This is a genomic window from Shewanella sp. MBTL60-007 (assembly GCF_019654915.1).
Taxonomy (GTDB): Bacteria; Pseudomonadota; Gammaproteobacteria; order Enterobacterales; family Shewanellaceae; genus Shewanella.
In genome coordinates this window covers 1-24,651 of record NZ_BPET01000053.1, presented here as the reverse complement: position 1 = coordinate 24,651, position 24,651 = coordinate 1, and the positions used below count along the sequence as shown (strand labels likewise).

Genomic DNA, 24,651 nt, shown 5'->3' with positions numbered 1-24,651 from the left:
AGGAGACGACAATGATTGAATCTATATTGCGTCTCTCGATAAATAGACGCTGGATGATGATGTTCCTTGCCATGCTGCTAGTCGCAGTAGGGCTATGGAGCTATCAAAAACTGCCAATTGATGCAGTTCCAGATATTACTAACGTGCAGGTACAAATTAGTACTCGCGCTGAGGGATATTCACCGCTAGAAACCGAACAGCGAATTACTTACCCGATCGAAAACGCGTTAATGGGGATCCCTAAGCTTTCTTATACTCGATCACTATCGCGTTATGGGTTATCGCAAGTAACAGTGGTGTTTGATGAGGGTACAGATCTGTATTTTGCCCGTAACTTGATCAATGAGCGTTTAAACGCGATCAAGGGCAAGTTACCCAGTGATATCGAGCCGGAGATGGGACCGATCTCTACTGGTCTAGGTGAGATCTACATGTACACCATTGAAGCGCTGCCGGATGCGAAACAAGCTGATGGTAGTGCGTTTGATGCAACGGCGCTTAGAGAGATCCAAGATTGGATCATTAAACCGCAGTTAGCTCAAGTGCTGGGTGTTACCGAGATCAATACGATTGGTGGCTATGATAAGGAATACCATATCACGCCATTACCAACGAGCATGTTGCAATACGGTGTATCTTTGGTCGATATCAAGTTGGCTTTGCAAACCAGCAACAATAATCGTGGTGCAGGCTTTATTGAGCGAGAAGGGCAACAGCTAACAGTTCGCTCGGCTGCTCAGCTCAAGACCATTAGCGACATTGAGCAAGTGGTTATTAAGCATATTGATAGCGCGCCTGTTTTTATTAGTGATGTAGCCAACGTAGGTATAGGTAAGGCGCTGCGAACAGGCGCGGCAACCCGTGACGGTAAAGAAACTGTACTGGGTAGTGCCATGATGCTGGTAGGCGAAAACTCACGTCAGGTGTCGCTGGCGGTTGCCGCTAAACTTGAAGATATTAAAGCGTCATTGCCTGATGGCATAAAAGTAGAAGCTGTGTACGATCGCATCACTTTGGTTGATAAAGCAGTATATACGGTACAGAAAAACTTAGTTGAAGGTGCACTACTAGTTATTGTGGTGTTGTTTATTCTATTGGGTAACGCACGAGCCGCACTTATCACCGCAGCAGTTATTCCGTTAGCGATGCTCGCCACTATGACAGGTATGGTGCAAGCCGGTGTTTCGGCTAACCTGATGAGCCTTGGTGCACTCGATTTTGGTCTGATCGTAGATGGTGCGGTAATTATTGTTGAAAACGCTATTCGTAGATTAGGTCAGGCACAGGTGCAAAATGGTGGGCAGGTGCTTCCTCGTAAGCAGCGTCTGCAACTGGTGTTTGAAGCGACTAACGAGGTGATCCGCCCAAGCCTATTTGGTGTGCTGATCATTACCGTAGTTTACATTCCGCTATTTAGCTTAACGGGCGTTGAAGGCAAGATGTTCCACCCTATGGCAGCAACCGTAGTGATGGCTCTGCTTGCAGCCTTAGTTATTTCGTTAACGCTAGTACCAGCTGCTGTAGCCTTGTTTATGACAGGTAAAGTGACTGAAAAAGAGAGCCGCGTTATTACCGCCACTAAATCAGTTTATAAGCCGTTACTCATTGCAGCGATGAAACTGCGTTGGTTGGTACTCGGCGCGGCTATGGCGTTAGTGGGCTTCTCTATCTGGTTGGCAACGACGCTAGGATCTGAGTTTATCCCGCAGCTCAATGAAGAAGATATCTTGCTGCAAGCGATCCGTATTCCGGGTACAGGTCTTGAGCAATCGGTAGATATGCAGATGCAGTTAGAAGATCGCATTAAACATTTCCCACAGGTGCTAAATGTGTTCTCTAAGATCGGTACGCCAGAAGTGGCTAACGATCCTATGCCGCCAAACATTGCAGACACTTTTATTATGCTAAAGCCGCGTAATGAGTGGCCTAACCCTAAGATGAGTCACGATGCGCTAGCGGCAGATATTGTTGACGCTGTATCAGGTCAGCCGGGTAATAACTTTGAGCTGACACAGCCAATTGAGATGCGCTTTAATGAACTGATCTCAGGTGTGCGTGCCGATCTGGGTATTAAGGTTGTGGGTGATGATCTCGATCAGTTGTTAGCTTCTGCCAATGCTATCCATGAAGTACTAGAGAAGATCGATGGGGTTGCCGATCTGCAAGTTGAGCAAGTTACGGGATTACCAATGCTCACGATCCAACCTGATCGCATGGCGTTGGCTCGCTTTGGCTTAAGCGTCGATCAGTTACAAGACTTTGTCGCAACGGCAATTGGCGGTGAACAAGCCGGCATTATCTTTGAGGGCGATCGCCGCTTTAAAATGGTCGTGCGTTTACCAGAAGCTATCCGTCAAGATGTTGAGCACTTGCATGAGCTGCCAATCGTGTTGCCATCCGGCGAGTATGTGCCGCTATCAGAAGTGGCAACACTGGATATTGCACCGTCACCTAATCAGATCGGTCGCGAAAACGGTAAGCGCCGCATAGTGGTGACCGCTAACGTCCGTGGTCGTGATTTAGGTACCTTTGTCAGTGAGGCTAAACAGCAAATTGCTGCACAGGTGGATATGCCTGCGGGTTACTGGCTTGAATATGGTGGTACCTTTGAGCAACTTGAATCGGCAAGTCAGCGCTTATCGATTGTGGTGCCATTAACGCTGGCGCTTATTCTAGGTTTGCTAGTCATGGCTTTTAGTTCTGTCAAAGATGCTTTAATTATCTTTACAGGTATTCCATTAGCGCTGACTGGCGGGGTGATTTCACTGTGGATCCGAGATATGCCACTGTCGATTTCAGCCGGGGTGGGCTTTATTGCGCTCTCTGGTGTGGCAGTGCTGAATGGCTTAGTGCTGCTGAGCTTTATTCGTCAGCTTTATCAAGAGAAAGGTGAGCTGATGACCGCAATTATCGATGGTGCGCTCATCAGACTGCGCCCTGTATTGATGACAGCCTTAGTAGCAGGTCTAGGTTTTGTGCCGATGGCACTGAATATTGGTACCGGCGCAGAAGTGCAGCGTCCAATTGCCACAGTGGTGATTGGCGGTATTATCTCATCGACGATACTGACGCTATTTGTTCTCCCCATTCTTTATCGTATGGCGCATCAAAGTCGTGAGACCAAGCAGGTGAGTAACGAGCAAGTGGAAGCTAGTCTAACTTAATTGGTTGAGCCTAATACGTTAAGCCTGACATAAAAAAGCCCTGCAATTGCAGGGCTTTTTGTATGAGCAGTCGTAATCGATAAGAACTACAGCTTACTTGCTTTGAGTCATGATCCAGTGGCTTAGCAAACGTACGCCGTGGCCAGTACCGCCAGCAGGAGTTACACCTTTGTCTTTTGCGGCTAATGCACTGCCTGCAATGTCCAGATGCGCCCACTTGGTATCACCGCTAAATTGCTTTAAGAATGCAGCAGCTGTTGTTGCTCCTGGGCCACCAAAGCCAGCGTTTTTAAGATCGGCGATAGGGCTCTTGAGTAAGTCTTCATAGGCAAGAGGTAAGCGCCATAGCTTCTCATCCACAGCTTGGCCCGAGAAACTAAGCTCATCGACTAAAGTGTCATGGTCACTGATAACAGCCGTATAGCGTTTACCTAAAGCGCGCACTTTAGATCCCGTCAGTGTGGCAACGTCAACCATCACTTGTGGCTTGTAGAATTCACGGGCGTACCACATGCCATCGGCTAAGATAAGGCGACCTTCTGCGTCGGTGTTGAGTACCTCAACGCTTAAGCCTTCGGCTGTCATCAATACATCGCCTGGAGCTAGTGCGGTTTCAGATACCATGTTAGCCGCCATTGGCATCACAGCGACTACGTTTACATCAGCTTTTTGTAGTGCCATAGCCTTAACTGCACCCAGTACTGCAGCGGCACCAGCCATATCAGACTTCATACGCGAGATAGAGTCGCCAGATGCTTTAATGTTGTAACCACCAGAGTCGAACGTGATACCTTTACCCACAAGCGCGATAGGGGCGTCGTCATTACCTTCCCAGTGGGCAACAACAAGTCGAGCACCTTCTTCTGAGCCGCGGCCCACAGCATGCAGTGCGCCCATGCCTAGCTTAGCTATTTTCTTCGGCTCAAGCACAGTTACCTTTACGCCCAACTTTTTTAGTTCTTTTGCTGCTTTAGCAAAGTCTACTGGCGTCATTTCGGTTGGTGTTTCAGAGGTTAAGTCACGGGCAAGGAACACTCCTTGTTCAATCGCTGCTAGCTGAGTGTAGAGCTTGTCAGTGTCTTTCGCTTCGTCGACTGCGATGATGTAGTTCTTTTCGGCAGGCTTTTTCTCTGAAAAATACTTATCGAACTTGTAAGCGCGTAGGTTAATGCCGTGAGCAAGCTCTGCGGCAAAGCTGGCGTTGCTGGTGGCATCGCTAATGCCATCGGTTAATACTTGAATGTCTTTGACTTTAATACCGTTGAAGTGGGCGGTGATTTCTGCGCCAAGCTTATTTACTTCACCCGGAGTTAACTCTGCTTGCTCGCCGACACCGATAACCACAAGGCGCTTAGCATCAATGCCATTAGGCATTAAAATCTCAACGATTTGCTTCTTTTCGCCTGTAAATTCCTGCAAGGCTAAGGCATTGCTAATTTGCTGTTTTGACTGTTTGTCTAATTGAGTTAGTGCACTTGACGCATTTTCGCCAGCTTGAAAGACCACTAAGGTGTCGATGTTATCCGCTTGCTTTTCAACAAAATTAAAAGTTTCAGCATTTGCTGAGTAACTGGTTAATAGACCTAGGCTTAATGCACTACTTAGTAGGGTTTTCTTGGTTAGCATAATGTCCTCTATCGGGATTTAGTTCTGCGTGCAGGCTTTGCCAAGCGGGCCGCAGCTTCTTTTTGTTGTATTGGTATTTATCGTTATTGATTTAGTCGCACTGGATTGGGTTATCGCCAGTGGGTCGTGAAATTTATCACTTTTAGCGTTAACAACTAAGTTAAAACTTGTTAGAAATTGTCACATGGTTTGCGAGTCTACAAGGTGAAAATTAGCCGAAGCTGAAAGCATTAGTTTGTTGCAGGTTTATTTGATTGATTTACAAAAGAAGGGAATATGAATTGAGCAAGGGCATTAGACCAACCAGGGGACATATGGGGGGATATATAAAAGCAAAACGGGCCTTACATTTCTGGAAAGCCCGCTTCTTAATGATAAAAAGTACAACAGGTTAAGACGTTGTTCCTAGCTAATCTCTTTAACTCTTTAGCTGTTTGTTCACAGCAAACTCTGCAAAATAAAGAGGGATGACTAGATTAACTTGCTCAGTCGCTGGGGAGCTCTGAGTTCCGGTTAACTTAATCGTTTTATGTGGCTGACACTTGTTGATATAGGACTCCAGTGACCTAGCTCTAGTGCGTTTACCGCTTTTTACCTCAATAGGCACTATGCGGCCTTCATCATCAGCGATAATAAACTCTATTTCAGCTCGCGCATCACCCCATGAATATGTCGGATCGATACCTTGAGCAGCGAACTCCTGTTGAACAAAGTTTTCGGCAACATAGCCCTTATATTCATAGCCTTGTTGCTTCACCTCTTTATAACTAACGCCAAGCATGTGATTGAGCAGCCCGACATCAAACATAAAGAGTTTAACCATATTGTCTTTCTTATAAGCCGCTAATGGACTTTTAGGTGCGCCCTCTATAGGGTAGTTTTTCAATACTAATCGACATTTATCTAGCCAAGTAATGGCACTTTCTAGTTCACTATAGCGAGATTTTCGCTCATGGACGCCTTTAAACTTAAAGCGTTTTACTGATTCGTCTATTACGGCAGATAACTGAGAAGGCACATTATTAAATACCGCCTCAATGAGTCCAGTATCAACTTTGCCTGAGTACTTGCCAAAGTCTCGTTGATAGCCCGAAATCAAATCTGCTTGGATATCTGTCACCGCCTCAACACGCTTCAAAATGCTGTTGTCAGCCATTGCAAACCAAGTGCTAACGGCCTCAGGCATACCGCCTGTAAAATAGTAGTCGGTGAGTTTGTCGAAGAGTTTAGTGTGGGCGGCCGATGCACTCGCTTGTGCTTCAAACGCTTTAATCAGTGGTGCTTCATTAGAGGCGATTAAGAACTCATGAAAGGTCAGTGGTCGAAGGTTATGTTGCTCGACTTTACCCACGGGGAAAGTATTAAGTAAGCCGATATTTGAGCCACTAGCAGCAACGAACATATGCGGTGCTTTTTCTGCAAAGTATTTTAGCGCTGTAACGGCGCGAGGGCATTCGCCGATTTCATCTAAAATTAGCAAGTGGGTTTCTGGGTTGAAAACCTCTCCTGTCAGTAACTCAATATTTGAAATAACGTCGCTAGGGTTAAGTGATTCAGCAAAAGCCTCAGCCATCTCGGGCGACTCAAGAAAATCAATGCGTAAAACCTGTTCAAATGTTTCGCCTAGCAGAGTTTGCAGCAGATAAGTTTTACCTGTTTGGCGAGCGCCATCAATCAATAAGGGTTTACGCTCATTTTTGTCTTTCCACCGTAGTAGCTTATCGAGTAGTAACCTTTGCATGACCATTATTCCAATATTAACGCGTATTTTAATTACACTTTAATGCGCATTAAAATGCAAGTATTTACACCTTTATGCGCATAAAAGTGTGTTGATGTGACTTTTTTAGCGCTTACAAGTGCGGAGTTTTTCACATGATATTTTTTATAGGTGAAATTGAGAAAACTTAGAGGGGATAAGGGCTAGGGCAACAAAACAACGAGGGGACATATGAGGGTACATATAAAAGCAAAACGGGCTCCCCATTGCTGGAAAGCCCGTTTTAATACAACACGTTAAGACGTTAGTCTTAGTTCATGCCGTATTTCTTTAATTTCTTGCGTAGTGTACCACGGTTGATACCTAGCATGTTGGCAGCGCGAGTTTGGTTGCCACGAGTGTGTTGCATGATGATATCTAGCAGAGGTGCTTCAACTTCGCTTAACACCATTTCATATACTTCTTCAGCTTCTTGCCCGTCCATTTGAGCGAAAAAGTTAGTGACAGCACGCTTTACCGCATCACGTAGTAATTGTGGCTTGATAGCGCCACTTGCGGTTTCGATTTTGCCAACAGTAAGTGGGTGAACTTCAGTGTGAGTAGTCTGATCAAACATTCGTATTCTGCTCTTTATTAATATGCAACAAATTCATCAAAATAGCGTTCCACCATGGAACATTGTTCTTCAACGGTCTCGAGTCGATTAAACTCGCCTCGAAAAGCCCGTTGATTTTCTTGGTCTAAGTACCAGCCAACATGCTTTCTTGCGAAGCGGATGCCCTTATAGTCGCCATACAAGTTGTACAGCAGCTTTAGGTGTTCAAGTATCACTTGACGCTTTTCATCCATCTCTACGGGCGCTAGCTTATTACCTGTATCCAGGTAATGTTGGATTTCCCTAAATATCCAAGGTCGTCCTTGAGCTCCTCTTCCAATCATCAGGGCATCCACACCAGTATAATCCAACACAAAACGTGCCTTCTCTGGGGTTAAAATGTCTCCATTTGCGACAACTGGTATCGAGATCTGTTTTTTAATCGCTTTAATTGTGTCGTACTCGGCTTCGCCTTTGTACATGCACTGCCTAGTGCGGCCGTGAACGGCCAACGAGGCAATACCGCAATCTTCTGCTATCTGGGCGATATGAACACCATTCCTGTGCTCTGGAGCCCATCCCGTTCGAATTTTTAGCGTCACAGGTACATCAACTGCTGCAACCACGGCCCGTAGAATCGCTTCTACCTGCGCAGGATCTTGCAGCAGGGCCGAGCCTGCTAGCTTCTTATTCACTTTCTTTGCTGGACAGCCCATATTGATATCAATGATCTGTGCGCCTTGTTGTACGTTGACAACAGCGGCATTCGCCATTAATTCTGGATCTGAACCGGCAATCTGAACCGAACGTATTCCGTCTTCACCTGCGTGTGTCATACGCAAGCGGCTTTTATCTGTATCCCAAACTTCAGGATTCGATGAAAGCATCTCCGATACGGCTAAGGCCGCGCCATAACGTAAGCAGAGATTTCTAAAGGGTTGGTCTGTGACACCTGCCATTGGCGCCACGATCAACTGATTTTTCAGGCGATAGGGTCCAATCTGCATTTATCAAAACACCTTGCTCGTCAAAGGGGCGCTATAGTACGCCTTTTTCAAGCCTGTGAAAAGGTCAATAAATGACCTGAGGGCAACTTTTTTTCTTGACTTTTGTCTAGTGAGAAGTCAGTCGCGGCGCTGAAAGCGCCGCGGGTTACTGCTATTTACGTATACCTGTCAAGCGGCTCCAATCGTCTTTGTGAGCAGGCTCGTCCATATTGAACCATTGACTGTAAAAGGCCGAAAGTTCTTCAGCTTGTTCTTGTAACAGGCCTGAAAGTGCCAATAGTCCACCCGGCTTAACTTTTTCTGCAATAAGCGGCGCAAGTTCACGGAGTGGGCCAGCAAGAATGTTGGCCACAAGGATATCGGCTTGTAGATCGGTTGGCTGATCTTCTGGAAGATATAGGTCTAGTTTGTCTTCTACACCGTTGCGCTCAGCATTGGCTTTTGACGCTTCGATGGCTTGGTAATCAATATCGATACCCGTTACACGTTCTGCGCCAAGCTTTAGCGCTGCAACCGCTAGGATGCCCGAACCACAGCCGAAGTCGATCACATCTTTATTGCTGTAATCTAGGCCATCTAACCACTCAAGGCATAGCGCGGTAGTTGGGTGGGTACCTGTACCGAAGGCTAAGCCAGGATCTAGGATGACGTTAACGGCGGTTGGGTCTGGGATTTCACGCCAGCTTGGACAGATCCAAAGACGATCGCCGAACTTGATAGGGTGGAAGTTATCCATCCATTCACGTTCCCAGTCTTTATCTTCAACTTGCTCAATTTTGTGGCTGAAGTTATCACCTAAATAAGGCAGACCTTTTAGCATGGTGACTACTGGCGCTAGATCGTAGTCAGCTTCAAACAACGCAGTGATGACAGTATGATTCCACAATGGTGTTTCACCTAAAGTTGGCTCATAGATTGGGGTATCTTTGCCATCTTCATAGGTAATTGACAGTGAACCAAGTTCCATAAGCATATCGCTTAGGGCATCAGCGTGTTGATTGTCGGTATCGACTTTTAGTTGGATCCAAGGCATGAGAGTTCTCGTTATCTAGATATATGGGGCTATTGTAAACCATGGCAGGTTTGAGTGTGAATGTTAGATGTGGATTCAACGAATTTATCTTTAATAATAGCCACTTTTTGTCGTTTCAATCTTCGAAATTGAATTGGTTTGCTGGTGATTGTTTTGTTTGAATTACAGGTTCAAGGTGTTGAATTTTATTGGTTAAATGGTATTACCAGTGTTCTTTTGTATACCCATTATCTGTGATCTTGATCTAATAGCTGGGTTAAAAAGGGTGAGATCGTTCACGAAAAAAATCTCTGTATCATTTTGCTGACAAAGATCTTGTTAGAGTGTAAATCCCACTATTAGGCATAAGATAAACAAGACAAGAATAATGTTAGCATCCTACGTAAGCGGTACCGGACATCCTGCATCGGCAAAAGCAGATAAAATACAAAGCATTACAGGGGTAATGATGGGCTGCTTCCTATTGGCCCACTTACACTTCGAATCGAGTATCCTACTTGGAAAAGATGCTTTCTATACAGTCGTGCAATTTTTAGAGGGCGGAATGTTTAGCCCTACAGGTCACGGTTTTCCTATTGTGACTAAAGTTTTCTCAGTGTTTATGCTAGCCGTAGTGATGCTGCACGCCGCCGTTGCTTTACGTCGTTTTCCTGCCCAGCTTGGCCAATGGCGCGCATTAAGACGCCATATGACAGTGATTAATCACAAAGATAGCCATGCTTGGTTTTGGCAATTAGCTACTGGTTTTGTATTGTTCTTCTTAGTACCTGTGCACCTGTTTACTATGATCGCCAATCCTGAAATTGGCCCTAACTTATCGGCTGAGCGTGTTTATCACCATAATGCTTGGTTGCTATACGCTCTATTGCTGCCAGCAGTCGTTATCCACGCCATGATCGGACTTTACCGTGTTGCGGTTAAGTGGGGCTTCACCCATAAGCGCACAGGTCTGCGTAAATTGATTAAGGTGTTGATCGTTTATCTTATCGTCATCGGGTTGCTTAGCCTAGGTTCTTACATTTTGATCGGGAGTGAATTGACTCTTCCTGTAGAGGCTTATCGACCAAGTTAAGTGATGCTTATTAGTGAGGTTATCAAGCTAAAGTAGTTTATTAATCTTCACTTAACTAATCGTATTTTTGTTGATCTATCTCACAGTTAAATACCTTTTATTGCGCGACATTGTAACCAAATGGTTAATAAGCTAGGTGTTTATCTAGGATAGGACAGCGAATGAATAAAAAAACAGATCGCGGTAATTGGAGTGGTTGGTTGGATTTGAGCCAGAGTCTCTCTGGTGGCGTACTGGCAATATTTTTATGGACACACCTAATACTGGTCTCCTCTATTCTGCTTGGAGCGGAGGCGATGACCTGGGTTGCCAAGACCATGGAGTTGAGTTTCTTAACTGCAGATGGCCATGGATACCCTTGGGTAGTGTCTATCATAGCCCTATTGATTGCGGCCATTGTACTGGTGCATGTGTTGGTAGCTATTCATAAGCTACCGCTTAGCCTGCGTCAGCAAAAGGCGTTAAGGCAGCAGCTTAACTTGGTTAATCACGGCGATACACGTCTATGGGTATGGCAAGCCGCGACGGGAGTGGTGATTTTACTATTGCTACCTGTGCACTTGTGGCTCATAGGGTCTGCACCCGAGACGATTGGCCCCCATGGTAGTGCCGATAGAATTTGGCAACAGGGAGCATGGCTGTTGTATCTGCCGTTATTACTCTGTGTAGAGCTTCACGCTGCGATAGGGGTATATCGCCTAGCGGTGAAATGGGGCGTAGCGAGAGATTTAAATACCCGCGAAAGACTGAAAAAAATAAAGACTATCATCAGTGTGATTTTCATTGTTGTGGGGCTAGCGTCACTACTGGCGTTCTTGCCTTATACCAATGGATAAATAGTGGTGATAAATAGAACATAAACTGACTCTGCACCCTACTTTAAGGAGCACGTGTGAAACTGATATATACCGATTCATTAGTGATCGGCGCCGGACTTGCTGGATTACGAGTAGCTATCGCATCTAAAGAGCGTGGCCTAGATACTGTTGTATTGTCATTAATTCCCGCAAAGCGCTCGCACTCCGCTGCAGCGCAAGGTGGTATGCAAGCGAGTTTGGGCAATACCGTAAAGGGAATGGGAGATGATGAGGATGTCCATTTTCAAGATACGGTAAAAGGTTCTGATTGGGGCTGCGACCAAGACGTGGCGCGCATGTTTGCTCATTGTGCGCCGAAAGCCGTGCGTGAATTGGCCAACTGGGGTGTACCTTGGACGCGTGTAACCGCTGGTCCACGTCAAGTGGTAGTGAATGCAGAGAAGGTAACCATTGAGGAAGCAGAGAGCGCTCATGGCTTGATTAATGCTCGAGACTTTGGTGGCACTAAGAAGTGGCGTACTTGCTATACGGCAGATGGTACGGGTCACTCGTTACTTTACGCAGTAGATAACAAAGCGATTTCGATGGACATTCCAGTGCATGAACGCATGGAAGCCCTATCATTGATCCATGATGGCAAGCGTTGTCACGGTGTTGTAGCACGCTGTTTAATTACTGGCGAGCTACATGCTTATGTGGCTAAGTCGACGACTATTGCAACTGGCGGTTATGGCCGGATCTATGAAGTGTCGACCAATGCCATTATCTGCGAAGGTGTGGGGCAGGCGCTGGCATTAGAAACCGGTGTTGCTAAGCTTGGCAACATGGAGGCGGTGCAGTTCCACCCTACCGCTATCGTGCCTGTAGGTATTTTGACTACCGAAGGTTGTCGTGGAGATGGTGGCCTGCTGCGCGATAAAGATGGTCACCGCTTTATGCCTGATTATGAGCCAGAGAAGAAAGAGCTGGCCTCACGCGACGTGGTATCGCGCCGCATGACTGAGCATATGCGTAAAGGCAAAGGCGTCGATAGTCCTTATGGCCCACACTTGTGGCTGGATATTACTTTGCTTGGTCGCAAACACGTAGAGACTAACTTGCGTGAAGTGAAAGAGATCTGTGAAAACTTCCTAGGGATCGATCCTGCTAAAGACTGGATCCCGGTAAGACCGACCCAGCACTACTCTATGGGGGGGATCCGTACCGACAAGACAGGACAAAGCCCGCAGTTGAAAGGCTTATTCAGCGTTGGTGAGGCTGCATGCTGGGATATGCATGGCTTTAACCGCTTAGGGGGCAACTCCCTAGCTGAAACCGTTGTTGGCGGCATGATCATCGGTAAGTATGTCGCCGATTTCTGTCAGGAAAACACCTTAGAGATCGATACTGGCCTAGTCGAGACATTTGTCGACAAGGTACGCAGTGAAATTGATGGTTTAGTTGAAGGTGGCGGTACAGAGAGTCCATATGCGATCCGTAAAGAGATGGAGCGGATCATGATGGATTATGTGGGTATTTTCCGAAATGGCCCTGAGTTAGATAAAGCCGTTACCGAGTTACAAGAGCTACTAAAGCGCTCTCGCGCTATCGGCCTTAAGTGTAACAAGCGCCATGCTAATCCTGAGTTGGTAGAGGCTCTACGTGTTAAGCGCATGCTTAAGGTTGCACTAACCGTTGCTTGTGGCGCCGCTGCACGTACAGAAAGCCGTGGTGCTCATGCCCGTGAAGATTTTCCACAGCGTAATGATAAAGACTGGTTAAACAGAACCTTGTCTAGCTGGCCAGATGAAAATGCTCTGACGCCAGAGCTAAGCTATGAGCAGCTAGATGTGATGCAGATGGAACTACCGCCGGGTTATCGTGGTTACGGCATCGATAATGCGATCGCTCATCCAGATACCGCTAAGCGTGAGCAGGAGATCAGCGAGATCTTAGCTCAGCTAGGTCCTGATGCAGATAGATATCAGAAGCAACATGCATTAATGCCGTTTGACGTACCAGAATCATTAACACCAAAGAACGAACGCTTAAGTGACACGCTTGAAAATTCGAGCGTAGGAGAAAACGCTAAATGAGCCAAGAAATGGCTAAGGGCCGTACCTTAACTTTTAATATTTTTAGATATGATCCGCAGGTGCCGGGCGATAAGCCTAAGATGGTGAAATACCAGCTGGAAGAAACACCTGGCATGACGGTGTTTATTGCACTCAATCGTTTGCGTGAGGAGCAAGATACCTCTTTGCAGTTTGATTTTGTTTGCCGCGCCGGGATCTGTGGCAGCTGCGCCATGGTGATCAACGGTTTTCCAACCTTAGCTTGTCGCACCTTGACGACCAAGTATCCTCAGGGTGAGATTAACCTAATGCCTTTGCCAGGCTTTGAGCTAATTGGCGATCTATCGGTTAATACGGGCAAGTTTATGCGTGAACTCGCAGAGCGCTTAAAGTTATGGTTACACCCAATCAGTGATGATATCGATGTACACCGCTTAGAAGCGCCAATGGATCCGGCTGAGGCCGCTAAGTTATATGAGCTGGAGCGCTGTGTAGAGTGTGGTGTGTGTGTGTCGGCCTGTGCAACAAAGCAGATGCGTGACACCTTTGTCGGCGCCGTCGGTATGATGAAACTAGCCCGTTTCGAGCTAGATAGTCGTGATGGTCGCGAGCTAGAAGACTTCTATCATGTGATTGGTAACCAAGATGGTGTATTCGGTTGTATGACGCTACTTGGTTGTCAAGACAACTGCCCTAAAGACTTGCCGCATATGCAGCAGATAGCCTATCTGCGCCGTAAGATGGCGGTGACACTCGTCTAGGTTGAGCTAAAGAAGAAAGCCTGCATTTGCAGGTTTTTTTATGGGTGATGTTTACTGAGGCTTTATCTACAATTAGATTTAAATAAATAGGTATTTATAAACGGAATCTTGATAAAGATGCAGCTCGATGATCTAAGGCTTTTTGTGCGGATAGCCGATTGTGGCAGTTTGACTGCTGCGGCCGTCGAACTCGATATCTCCTCTGCGGTAGCGAGTGCAGGGCTAAAGCGGTTAGAAAAAGCGCTAGGAACGAGTCTTTTTATTCGAAGCACCCGCAGCTTAAGGCTTACCGATGCCGGTGAGCGTTACCTTATTCATTGTCGTCGGGCGTTAGCGGATCTTGAATTGGGACAAAGAGCAATAGAGAGCAGTCAAGCCAGTATATCGGGCTTGGTTAGTCTAGCTGTGCCCTCAGATGTTGGTCGTAATGTGTTATTGCCTTGGTTAGATGATTTCTTGCAAGAATATCCTCAAATGAATCTACGTCTGCACATTGGCGACAACCTATCGGATTTTTATCATGACAAGATCGATGTTGCGTTGCGCTCAGGAAGACCTAAAGACTCTTCGCTGGTGGCCTTTAAAATTTGCCAGTCACACCGAGTACTGTGTGCTTCTCCAGACTATATAGAGCGCTTCGGTAAGGTGAACTCTTTGGAGCAATTAGCAAAACATAATTGCCTATTCTTTATGTTAGATGAACGGACTCATGATCAGTGGCTATTTAGCAAAAATGGTCAGCAGCATAAGGTTAGAGTTACGGCTAACCGAACTTGTAATGACGCCGATGTAGCTAGACGCTGGGCAGTTGCAGGTCAGGGGCTCGTATTTAAGTCTTGGCTCGATTTAACAGACGATATCGAAGCTGGCCGCTTGGTACCAATGCTCAGTGAGTATCAAGGCGAAGAGGCTGATCTGTACCTAGTATGCCCCGGACGAGAGCATGTGACGCCTGTGGTGCTGTTATTGAGAGATATGCTCAGAGAGCGCTGTAAAAAGCGTTTAGAGCGCGTAAGCTATCATATGAGTCGCTAGCTCTCACTTAAATACAGATATAAAAAAACCGCACGGATGCGGTTTTTTATTACTAGCATTAGACTAACTCTTAGCGAGTTTGGGTCTTAGCGCGTTTAGGTCTTAGCGCGTTTCATCGCAGTGAAGAACTCATCGTTAGTCTTGGTCATTGCCAATTTGTCGATTAAGAACTCCATGCCACTGACTTCATCCATAGGATTTAGGATCTTACGTAGGATCCACATCTTCTGTAGTTCATCCGGTGTTGTTAGCTTCTCTTCGCGACGAGTACCAGAGCGGTTGAAGTCGATAGCAGGGAAGACGCGCTTTTCTGCAGCTTTACGAGAAAGGTGTAACTCTTGGTTACCTGTACCTTTAAATTCTTCGTAAATCACTTCATCCATCTTAGAGCCTGTATCAACAAGCGCTGTCGCGATAATAGTTAAGCTGCCGCCATGTTCGATGTTACGAGCTGCACCAAAGAAACGCTTAGGACGGTGTAGGGCGTTAGCGTCAACACCACCAGTAAGTACCTTACCAGATGAAGGGATAACAGTGTTGTATGCACGAGCAAGACGAGTAATAGAGTCAAGTAAGATAACTACGTCTTTCTTATGCTCTACTAGGCGTTTTGCCTTTTCAATTACCATTTCGGCAACTTGTACGTGGCGGCTTGCAGGCTCATCGAAGGTTGAAGCAATCACTTCACCTTTAACCATGCGTTGCATCTCGGTTACTTCTTCAGGACGTTCGTCGATCAGTAGAACCATCAACACCACTTCTGGGTTGTTGTTAGTGATGCTTTGCGCCATGTTCTGTAGCAATAGGGTTTTACCCGCTTTTGGTGGTGCAACGATAAGACCACGCTGACCTTTACCAATTGGAGAACATAAATCCAGAATACGTGAAGTGATATCTTCAGTAGAACCATTACCACGCTCCATGCGAAGACGATCTTGTGCATGCAAAGGTGTAAGGTTTTCAAAAAGGATTTTGTTGCGAGAGTTTTCAGGCTTGTCGAAGTTAACTTCGGTGACTTTTAGAAGGGCAAAATAACGCTCGCCTTCTTTTGGTGGACGAATTTTACCAAAAATCGTATCACCAGTACGCATGTTAAAGCGTCGAATTTGGCTAGGTGATACGTAGATATCGTCTGGGCCCGCTAAGTATGAACCATCAGAGCTACGAAGGAAGCCGAAGCCATCTTGCAAAATCTCTAGGACGCCACCACCGAAAATATCTTCACCGCTTTTAGCGTGGGCCTTAAGAATAGAGAAAATAATATCTTGCTTACGAGCACGGGCCATATTGTCTAGCTTCATGTCTTGCGCAAGCTGGACTAAATCTGAAATTGAGGTGTTTTTTAATTCTGATAAATTCATCTTGGTGGGTCTTGTTTTTACGTGACAATGCCATCTTCGATCAATGGTTTTGTAGCTTATTGAATATCGATCGGATAGCGAGAAGTGGGTTAATTTGAATGTGTCTGGTTATTAAAGTAGCACTAACAAGACTGGGCGTCTAGAAGTTTAGTGTCACCCGACACATTTTCTTATTGAAGCTGTGTCGGGAATCACTTATATACCGCTTTATTGGGGATAATGCGGTATTTTTTAGCTTAAAGTTGAGCGTCGATGAACTCTTTAAGTTGAGTCTTCGATAGTGCGCCAACTTTAGTTGCTGCTAGCTCGCCTGCTTTAAATAGTAGTAGAGTTGGGATACCACGAACGCCATACTTAGCTGGTGATACATTGTTTTGGTCAACGTTCAGCTTAGCGATTGTGATTTTACCTTCATACTCTTCAGCTACGTCATCTAGGATTGGAGCAATCATTTTACATGGACCACACCATTCAGCCCAAAAATCAACTAGAACTGGTAGTTCAGAGTTAATTACGTCATTTTCAAAGCTGTCGTCGCTTAGGTATACAATCTTGTCGCTCATGTTGTTCTCCAGTTTGGTTGCCATCGCTGGTTTGTTAATGGCTTAACCTGTATATTGGGTTGGTAAAATAGCTTTTCAAGCCAAAAGTTATGCAAATATTACTGCCAGTACTCTTTAGGAGCAAAAAACGCTTTAGACAAGACGCTGATTTACAGGCATAGTTAGCCTACGTCAATGACGTCTAACGCTAATAAGCGTTTAAAATTGTCCTAAGAGAACCGTAAATACACGCTAAAATTTCATCGCATCATATAAAACAGAGGGAATAATGATTCCGTCACCGATGCAAAATGTATCGTGAAATACGCTTCTCAGAGTGTGCACCAATTTTCTGTGATAAAATTCTATCGCTATTTCAAACGATCGAGTTTTTTATTGCAACCTTTACAGGTAAGCCTGCGCTATGAGCGAAACACATTTATCTACAAAGAAGTTTGCTGACTTCCCTTTACATAAAGAAGTTCATCAAGCACTTAATGAAGCTGGGTTTGAGTTCTGTACTCCAATTCAAGCGTTATCATTACCAATTTTATTAGAAAAAAAAGATATAGCGGGTCAGGCACAAACAGGTACGGGTAAAACCTTGGCCTTTTTGGTTGCGACCTTTAATCACCTTCTATCTGTTCCTGTACCTGAAGAGCGCCAACTTAATCAACCGCGCGCGATCATTATGGCGCCGACTCGAGAGTTGGCGATTCAGATCGCTAAAGATGCTAACTTACTGGCTAAATACACTGGCCTGAAGGTGGGTATCGTTTATGGCGGTGAAGGGTATGAAACCCAGCGTAAAGTGCTCGATAAAGGCGTTGATATCCTTATCGGTACTACTGGTCGAATTATCGATTACGTACGCCAAGGTGTCATCAATGTGAGTGGTATTCAGGCAGTCGTGCTTGATGAAGCCGATCGTATGTTCGATTTAGGCTTTATTAAAGACATTCGTTTCCTGTTTAGACGTATGCCAGATGCTAAGTCACGTTTGAATATGCTGTTCTCTGCAACACTTTCAATGAAAGTGCAGGAACTGGCTTATGACCACATGAATGAGCCTGAGAAAGTTGAGATTGCGCCAAACGAGAAAACATCAAAGAACATTAAAGAGGAGATCTTCTATCCATCGATGGAGGAGAAGATGCCTTTGTTATTGTCACTGCTTGAAGAAGACTGGCCAGAAAAAGCCATCGTTTTTTCTAATACCAAACACAGCTGTGAAAAAGTGTGGTCATGGCTTGAAGGGGACGGACATCGCGCAGGCTTGCTAACTGGTGATGTGCCGCAGAAGAAACGTTTACGTATTCTTGAACAGTTCACCAAAGGTGAAATTGACATCTTAGTGGCGACAGACGTTGCAGCGCGTGGTTTGCATATCTCTGATGTATCTCACGTTTATAACTACGATCTACCGGATGACTGCGAAGATTACGTACACCGTATCGGTCGTACAGGTCGTGCGGGTCAAAAAGGGGTATCGGTGAGTTTTGCGTGTGAAGAGTATGCTCTTAACTTGCCTGCTATTGAGTCTTACATTCAACACTCGATCCCTGTGACTTCATACGACAGTGACGCACTGCTTGATGATATTCCTCCACCAGTGAAAATTCATCGTAAGCCAAGCAGTCATACACGTAATCAGCGTGATCGTAGTGGCCCAGGCCGCACTCAGGGTGGGCACCGTAGTAACGGTCCGCGTCGTCACGACAGAACGCGTAGGCATTCTTAGGCGATAAAGCTCAATGACAACACCTCTTTATGCGGCCATCACATTAGGCTCAAATAGTTTTAATATGTTGGTGGCCAAGACTGACGGCCATCAACCTAAAATTATTGCTAAGTACAAACGAAAAGTTCGTTTGGCCGAAGGGATTTTAGCTGATGGCTCGCTGAGTGAAGAGGTGTTATTACGTGGGCTGGATTGTTTGAAAATGTTTGGCCAAATGCTCGAAAAAGAGGGTGTTTCAGCTGAGCATGTAGCAGTTATAGCCACAGCCACACTCCGTAAAATTTCAAACTCAGATGACTTTTGCCGCCGTGCCTTACCTATCTTGGGCCATCCCATTGAAATAATCTCAGGCATGCGCGAAGCGGAGCTTATTTATCAAGGTATGGTTGCCACGACAGAAGGTGAGGGGCGACGACTTGTTATCGATATTGGTGGTGCAAGTACCGAGTTTATTATCGGTGATGGCAATAAAGTTCTACTAAAATCAAGTTTGCCCATGGGCTGCGTCACCTTTAATGATACTTTTTTTGCTAGCTTTCCATTCCAGCAACTGGATTTTGATGACGCTAAAGCTAGAGTCAGAACGGTACTGGGAGAGCAGTTGGGCGAGCTTAAGGCATTGGGCTGGCATTGCGTAGTGGGAGCATCGGGCAGCGTTCAATCTGTTGTTGAGTTGCTTAACCATCGCAACCTTTCTAGTGTCATCACATTAGATGTGTTGCAGCAGTTAAAACAGGAAGTACTCACCCAAGAGCATCCTTCCATGCTGGACATTCCCGGTTTGAACCCTGAAAGAGCACCAACTTTTGCCGCTGGGGTAGCCATTCTTCTCGGTCTATTCGAATTACTCGAGATTGAAAAACTCCACCTTTCAGGTGGTGCACTGCGTGAAGGCGTGTTGCAGACGTTAGCGAGTAACCTTTAGTTAGTTTATTAATATCCTTTTCTTTATCGTCACTGCCATACCTTTCTGACGATTTACACTCCTCTCGTGCTGCATCTAAGTGGCAATAAACCCATCATGATCGCTGCAAATTGTTCAATTTCAGCCGCTTCCTAAGGCTCCAAGTTAAAACTACCCACTAATTTAAGCGTGTTATTCTATTTTTCTTAGGCATCCTAGTTAAACCTTCTGTTTTCATGACCTTGCGTGGCTTTTAAGGCTGATTTTGTTGTGTTTCTTTAGATCTTCAACTTAGTAAACTCTCCAATCGCGCTTTATTTCGCATAATGTAGATTGTATAAAATATGTGTAGTATGTTAACGTTTTGTTGCGCTTGGTCGTGTTGAGTCCAATTAATACTAATAAGAAGTTTGGCTAAGCGTACACAGAATTGATTTTAGGGAGATAGATTATGTCTGGAAGTAACGCTTCGAAGCGATTTTCGCCTAAAAAGAGCTTAGCGGCTTTGGCCGTTGGTTCGGTGCTTTTTATGGCTACACCTGCTGCAATGGCAGCAGATGGTCTAGGTGTGATGCAAGGTCACATTACAACTGAGGCTGGCTCAAATCTTAGTAATGCGAAAGTCATTATTAAGCATGAATCAAAAGGTATTGTCAGAGAGACGACCACTGGAGCAAACGGAAGTTTCTCTCTTAAAGGTCTGCCAATTGGTAAATATACAGTAACCATCTCTAAAGATGGCTACTACCAAGTTAGTGAACAACACATTGAAGTTACCATGGGTAATGCACTGACTTTCGATGTGGCACTAGACCTAGAAGGCTCTGATGTTGAACGTATTACGGTAAATGGTGCGAGGATCAGTCGAGTAGATACTTCTAGCACAACTACATCACAAGTGATCTCTATGAGTGAGCTTAACCAGCTGCCTGTAGAGCTAGACTCAACGGCCATTGCATTGTTAACACCTGGTTCGGTTGCTGGTGACAATGGATTTGGTGGCGTAGCAATTGGTGGCTCATCGGTTGCAGAAAATGGATATTATTTAAATGGACTTAACATCACCGATTTGCGTAAAGGTATGGGGGATATAGACTTACCTTGGGAAGCTATTGCGCAAACAGAAGTTCAAACTGGTGGTGTGTCTGCTGAATACGGACGTTTCATTGGTGGTGTGGTGAGCCTAGTTTCTAAGTCTGGTGACAATGAATGGAAATTCGGTGGTAAGGCTGAAATAGCACCAGATTCATTAGCTGAGCCTACGTTACGAATGAAAGACGATGGCACTATCGAAGAAGCTAAAGAAGGCTACTGGCAAGAAACCGAATATAACATCTGGGCTTCAGGGGCATTGATTGAAGATAAGTTATTCTTCTACGGCCTATGGAACCCGTTTGAAGAAGATGTAACTTCTTATGGTGAGAGCCAGATTGGTGATAACGAGTGGAAAACTAACCGCTGGTTCACTAAAGTCGATTGGTTTATTCACGAAGATCACTCAATTGGCGTAATGGCCTTTAGTAATGAAGGTGATTATCAAGGTACTCTGTACCATCGAGATGAAGATGGTGGTCGTGGTGATGAAATTGGTGTGACAGAGACCACTTACGGCGGCACTGGTTGGAACGCACAATACACAGGTTACCTAACAGATGATATTACTCTGTCTGCTATGTATGGTGAGATCACCCAATCTACTAAAGATAACTCGGGTACCCTTGATCAATCCACTTATTGGGATAACCGCTCGGGTTACTGGGAACGTCTAGGTGATTGGGTCGGTTATGGTTCGTCTGAAACCGAAGACAAGCGAATCACTTACCGTATCGATTTGGATTGGATCATTGGTGATCATACCTTACGTGCAGGTTATGACTATGAGCGTCTAGAAATTGCTGATTTCTATACTCCACATGGAGAAGGTTGGTACGAGTATTACGCAGCGGGTCCAGACAACGCCTACGGTCTTGCTGAAGGGACTGAATATGCTGATTTGCGTATTTGGGGCAAAAATAGTGAAACTGAAAACGTTCATACTGCGCTATATATCTCTGATACTTGGGCTGTAACAGATACAGTGACGATTAATGCTGGCGTGCGTTATAGCGAATTTAGCAATACGACAGGCTCTGGTGACAAGTATGTCGATCTAGATGGCCAGTTTGCTCCACGTTTAGGCGCAACATGGGATGTTCTGGGTGACGGCAGCAGTAAACTATACGCTTCATATGGCCGTTATTTCCAGCCTGTGTCTCCAAATACGAACCTACGTATGGCATCGGCAGCATACGACTCCCACATTGTTAGTCACCTAGAAGGTGTGAATGCCGATGGTTCACCAATTTTAGGTGATGAAATCAGCCGTCGCGTGGTTGCCGATGGAACTGTACCTGATGCAGACCAGCTATTTAACAATAAAGCCGGTTCAATGTATTCAGATGAATTTGCTATTGGTTATCAGCAGCAGGTTAACGACGATTGGGCTGTAGGTATCCGAGGTGTGTATCGTGATCTTAAGCAGTCTATTGAGGATGTATCATTTAACTATGGAATGAATCAGTGGATTTTAGATAACTACGATGCTGATACATGGTATGCAGGTAATGGTGAAACAAGCGCCGAAGATTATTTTGTTGGCGGCTGGTTCCCAACATTAACCAACCCAGGAATTGGCACTGAAATCTATTATGATGTTGATGGCGATGGTGTTAAAGAGACGGTAAATGTAAACGCCGATCAGATGGGCTTCCCTGAAGCTGAACGTACTTATAAGGCTATCGAGTTAAGCTTTAGCGGTAATGTTACAGATGACTTTACACTTAATGGTTCTTATACCTGGTCTAAGAGTGAAGGTAATACAGAAGGTTTAGTTCGCTCAGATAACGAGCAGGCCGATCCGGGTTGGACAACTTCTTTCGACTATCCAGAACTTATGGATAATGGTGATGGTTACCTACCAAATGATCGCCGCCATAACTTTAAACTATATGGTGTATATAACATTACAGATGACTTCAGCGTAGGCTTTAACTCTTACCTACAATCGGGTCGTCCAATTAATGCCTTTGGTGTTCACCCAGTCGATCAAGGTTACTGTGTCCAAGCGGTTGCGATTGATGGAACATGTTATGGCCGTGATTGGTATGGCGCTTCATCTTTCTATGCTGATGGTGAACCTGCGCCACGTGGTAGCATGGGACGCACAGATTGGGTTTATAACATTGACCTAAACATGTCTTACACCATGGACTTCAATGAAGCTGGCCGTCTGAACTTTAAGTTAAATGTATACAACCTATTTAACTTCGATGGTGTAACAGGTGTTGATGAGCAGTATGAGTCAGATAGTGGTGCGAAGAACCTTCGTTATGGCTATCCAGACAGCTTCCAGACTCCACGTTACGTACGAGCATCTGTTCGTTACGATTTCTAATAGTGAAGTTATTAGCTAGCTAAGATCATAAAAGGCCGCAACTGCGGCCTTTTCTTTTTATGAGCGGAAAGGCTAGTTTAAGATTTTAGCCAAATCAGCCTCGAGTGATACTTCTGGCCTTTCAACAATGCGTCCAACCTCTTTATTATCCTGTTCAATAATAAAGGTAGGGATACGGGTGAACTCATATTTAGCAGCCAAACCATCTGGATCTTGTTTCGCTCTGTCTACACCTATATATGCCACTTTTATATTTGGATTATTGATCTCTTCAATAATGCGAATGAAACGAGGCGTTTCTCGGTGACAATCTGGACACCAAGTACCGATGATTACGGTCACTTGGGTTGGCTTATCGACTTTTTGTAGTTTAGCTATAATTGCTGCATCAGTTTTGTAGTTCTTGTACTCGTCGTTAAACCAGTCAAATTCATTAAGTTCTTGATGTGTTACTGCGCCAGTTAAAATCACTTCTTGCTTCTCCTCGCTGCAAGTTGCTAAAAAGCCCTCTTGCTTATCTTCAAATCCGCAGCCGCTGCTAGCCAACGTTTGACTACTAAAAAATAAAACGGTGGTTGCAAGCAATGCTTTAACGTTATTGTGCATGATAATACCTCGAGCAAGAAGAAATGGTTTCGTTTTATTCAAGCATGTCTGAACTAGTGCGTGAAGAGAACAATTACCGCATTGTTATAGGGATCACTCTAAAGTGACGAATTGCTTTAATAAGAAGTAGGTTAACAGGCGAAGCCTGAAGTGTAGCTGAATCGAGTATGTAGAAATCTGAAGTGTGTTTAAACTAGAAAGAGTGAATTGTAAGAGCAAACACCTTACTGAATTTAGTTTGATTAGATTAGTTATATAGTCATTTATAAAAGATAGAAGGCTGATTTTCAGCGCAAGGTTTAGCGTAAGGTATAGATGCTCTGTACGACTTATCGCATGATATACAGGCTGCAGCACTCGTCGCGTTGCAGATAACAGGCCTAACATTAGACAGGCAAATAAAGCTAGGCTTGTAATAATTCAATTTTATTTCAAATTACACGTGCAACTCGTAAATACTGTACTAGACTGAATGTCCCAGCGCACAAAATGTGAACGGAAATATCGGTTTTGTGGATAACTCTGGGGGTATTTGGTGGGTATGATGTGATTAAGGTAGCCTTTTGAAAAAACTTCATTTTTCTTTCAAAAAGCGCTTGCGCTCGTCTTAAATCTCCCTATAATGCGCATCCACTGACACGGCACAGCAGGCCAACTACCCAGCGTAAACGCTAGATAGAACGGGACTTGCAGCAGTGTTAGAGAGTTAAAACTCCACGGAGATTTGATTCAGGTGGCAAGCGGTTTAAGAGCTTCATTTGATGGTTGTTAATACGAGAGTGTATAAAGAATCATCGCTTGAAAAACTTCTTAAAATAAACGCTTGACGCCAACAACGGGAGGTGTAGAATACGCAGCCCTAGCCACTTGAAGCGGTTCGTAAGAACGTCAAGCAGGCAACGCTCTTTAACAATATGACAAGCAAATCTGTGTGGGCACTCACAGGTGTTGAGTTAATCGAAATTACATCTTAGATGTAATCAAAATTTTTCTCGATGAACCACTGAGTGACCATAGCAATATGTAAACTTCATTAGCCTTAAGGTTGATGGAAAACAGTATAATTCATTGAGCAGGTCTTCGGACCATCAAAACTTTAATTGAAGAGTTTGATCATGGCTCAGATTGAACGCTGGCGGCAGGCCTAACACATGCAAGTCGAGCGGTAACACAAGGGAG

The 24,651-nt window shown here is 45.0% G+C and carries 17 protein-coding genes and 1 rRNA gene; 10 read left to right on the top strand and 8 right to left on the bottom strand.

Going from position 1 to position 24,651, the window contains the following annotated elements; all coding sequences use genetic code 11:
* Positions 1-11: 11 nt before the first annotated feature.
* Entirely contained in the window at positions 12-3,164 is a 3,153-nt protein-coding gene (locus tag K5Q92_RS18200) for an efflux RND transporter permease subunit (protein WP_220770306.1), read from the top strand.
* A 93-nt stretch (positions 3,165-3,257) separates the two neighbouring features.
* Here K5Q92_RS18200 and K5Q92_RS18195 read toward each other — a convergent pair whose 3' ends face one another.
* The 5 genes from K5Q92_RS18195 to prmA form a co-directional block, all read right to left on the bottom strand.
* Positions 3,258-4,790, bottom strand: a complete 1,533-nt coding sequence (locus K5Q92_RS18195; RefSeq protein WP_220770305.1) for a leucyl aminopeptidase — start codon at positions 4,788-4,790, stop codon at positions 3,258-3,260.
* A gap of 418 nt (positions 4,791-5,208) precedes the next feature.
* Complete coding sequence (locus tag K5Q92_RS18190) at positions 5,209-6,531, bottom strand: ATP-binding protein (RefSeq protein WP_220770304.1); 1,323 nt, start codon at positions 6,529-6,531, stop codon at positions 5,209-5,211.
* Between the two features lie 289 nt (positions 6,532-6,820).
* On the bottom strand, positions 6,821-7,126 hold the full coding sequence (fis, locus tag K5Q92_RS18185; protein WP_012153658.1) for a DNA-binding transcriptional regulator Fis: 306 nt from the start codon (positions 7,124-7,126) through the stop codon (positions 6,821-6,823).
* A gap of 17 nt (positions 7,127-7,143) precedes the next feature.
* The gene (gene dusB / locus K5Q92_RS18180) at positions 7,144-8,112 is read right to left on the bottom strand and encodes a tRNA dihydrouridine synthase DusB (RefSeq protein ID WP_220770303.1); all 969 of its coding nucleotides are present in this window, start codon (positions 8,110-8,112) and stop codon (positions 7,144-7,146) included.
* 151 nt (positions 8,113-8,263) lie between these two features.
* Complete coding sequence (prmA, locus tag K5Q92_RS18175; protein WP_220770302.1) at positions 8,264-9,145, bottom strand: 50S ribosomal protein L11 methyltransferase; 882 nt, start codon at positions 9,143-9,145, stop codon at positions 8,264-8,266.
* A gap of 349 nt (positions 9,146-9,494) precedes the next feature.
* Between prmA and K5Q92_RS18170 the strand changes: the two genes are divergently transcribed.
* The 5 genes from K5Q92_RS18170 to K5Q92_RS18150 all read left to right on the top strand — a co-directional run bounded on the left by K5Q92_RS18170 (position 9,495) and on the right by K5Q92_RS18150 (position 14,885).
* On the top strand, positions 9,495-10,217 hold the full coding sequence (locus tag K5Q92_RS18170; protein ID WP_259649623.1) for a fumarate reductase cytochrome b subunit: 723 nt from the start codon (positions 9,495-9,497) through the stop codon (positions 10,215-10,217).
* Positions 10,218-10,378: 161 nt separating this feature from the next.
* Positions 10,379-11,053: a fumarate reductase cytochrome b subunit gene (locus K5Q92_RS18165; RefSeq protein WP_220770300.1), complete on the top strand. Its 675-nt coding sequence runs from the start codon at positions 10,379-10,381 to the stop codon at positions 11,051-11,053.
* Between the two features lie 56 nt (positions 11,054-11,109).
* On the top strand, positions 11,110-13,110 hold the full coding sequence (locus K5Q92_RS18160) for a fumarate reductase flavoprotein subunit (RefSeq protein WP_220770299.1): 2,001 nt from the start codon (positions 11,110-11,112) through the stop codon (positions 13,108-13,110).
* A gap of 8 nt (positions 13,111-13,118) precedes the next feature.
* A complete protein-coding gene (locus K5Q92_RS18155; RefSeq protein WP_220770325.1) occupies positions 13,119-13,850 on the top strand; it encodes a fumarate reductase iron-sulfur subunit in 732 nt (243 codons plus the stop codon).
* Positions 13,851-13,967: 117 nt separating this feature from the next.
* Entirely contained in the window at positions 13,968-14,885 is a 918-nt protein-coding gene (locus tag K5Q92_RS18150; protein WP_220770298.1) for a LysR family transcriptional regulator, read from the top strand.
* A 95-nt stretch (positions 14,886-14,980) separates the two neighbouring features.
* On the opposite strand, the gene rho is transcribed toward K5Q92_RS18150, so the two are convergent.
* On the bottom strand, positions 14,981-16,246 hold the full coding sequence (gene rho, locus K5Q92_RS18145) for a transcription termination factor Rho (RefSeq protein WP_220770297.1): 1,266 nt from the start codon (positions 16,244-16,246) through the stop codon (positions 14,981-14,983).
* Between the two features lie 236 nt (positions 16,247-16,482).
* Positions 16,483-16,809 carry a thioredoxin TrxA gene (trxA, locus tag K5Q92_RS18140; protein WP_012278950.1) on the bottom strand — a complete coding sequence of 109 codons (327 nt, stop codon included), beginning with the start codon at positions 16,807-16,809 and terminating at the stop codon, positions 16,483-16,485.
* Between the two features lie 403 nt (positions 16,810-17,212).
* Here trxA and rhlB point away from each other — a divergent pair, with 403 nt between their 5' ends.
* The 3 genes from rhlB (at position 17,213) to K5Q92_RS18125 (ending at position 22,866) form a co-directional block, all read left to right on the top strand.
* Positions 17,213-18,529 (top strand): ATP-dependent RNA helicase RhlB, encoded by a 1,317-nt coding sequence (rhlB, locus tag K5Q92_RS18135; protein WP_220770296.1) that lies wholly within the window; start codon positions 17,213-17,215, stop codon positions 18,527-18,529.
* Between the two features lie 13 nt (positions 18,530-18,542).
* On the top strand, positions 18,543-19,454 hold the full coding sequence (locus K5Q92_RS18130; protein ID WP_220770295.1) for an exopolyphosphatase: 912 nt from the start codon (positions 18,543-18,545) through the stop codon (positions 19,452-19,454).
* 430 nt (positions 19,455-19,884) lie between these two features.
* A complete protein-coding gene (locus tag K5Q92_RS18125) occupies positions 19,885-22,866 on the top strand; it encodes a TonB-dependent receptor (RefSeq protein ID WP_220770294.1) in 2,982 nt (993 codons plus the stop codon).
* A gap of 72 nt (positions 22,867-22,938) precedes the next feature.
* Here K5Q92_RS18125 and K5Q92_RS18120 read toward each other — a convergent pair whose 3' ends face one another.
* Entirely contained in the window at positions 22,939-23,472 is a 534-nt protein-coding gene (locus K5Q92_RS18120; RefSeq protein WP_220770293.1) for a thioredoxin family protein, read from the bottom strand.
* 1,097 nt (positions 23,473-24,569) lie between these two features.
* Here K5Q92_RS18120 and K5Q92_RS18115 point away from each other — a divergent pair.
* Positions 24,570-24,651 (top strand): 16S ribosomal RNA (locus K5Q92_RS18115); the annotation flags it as partial.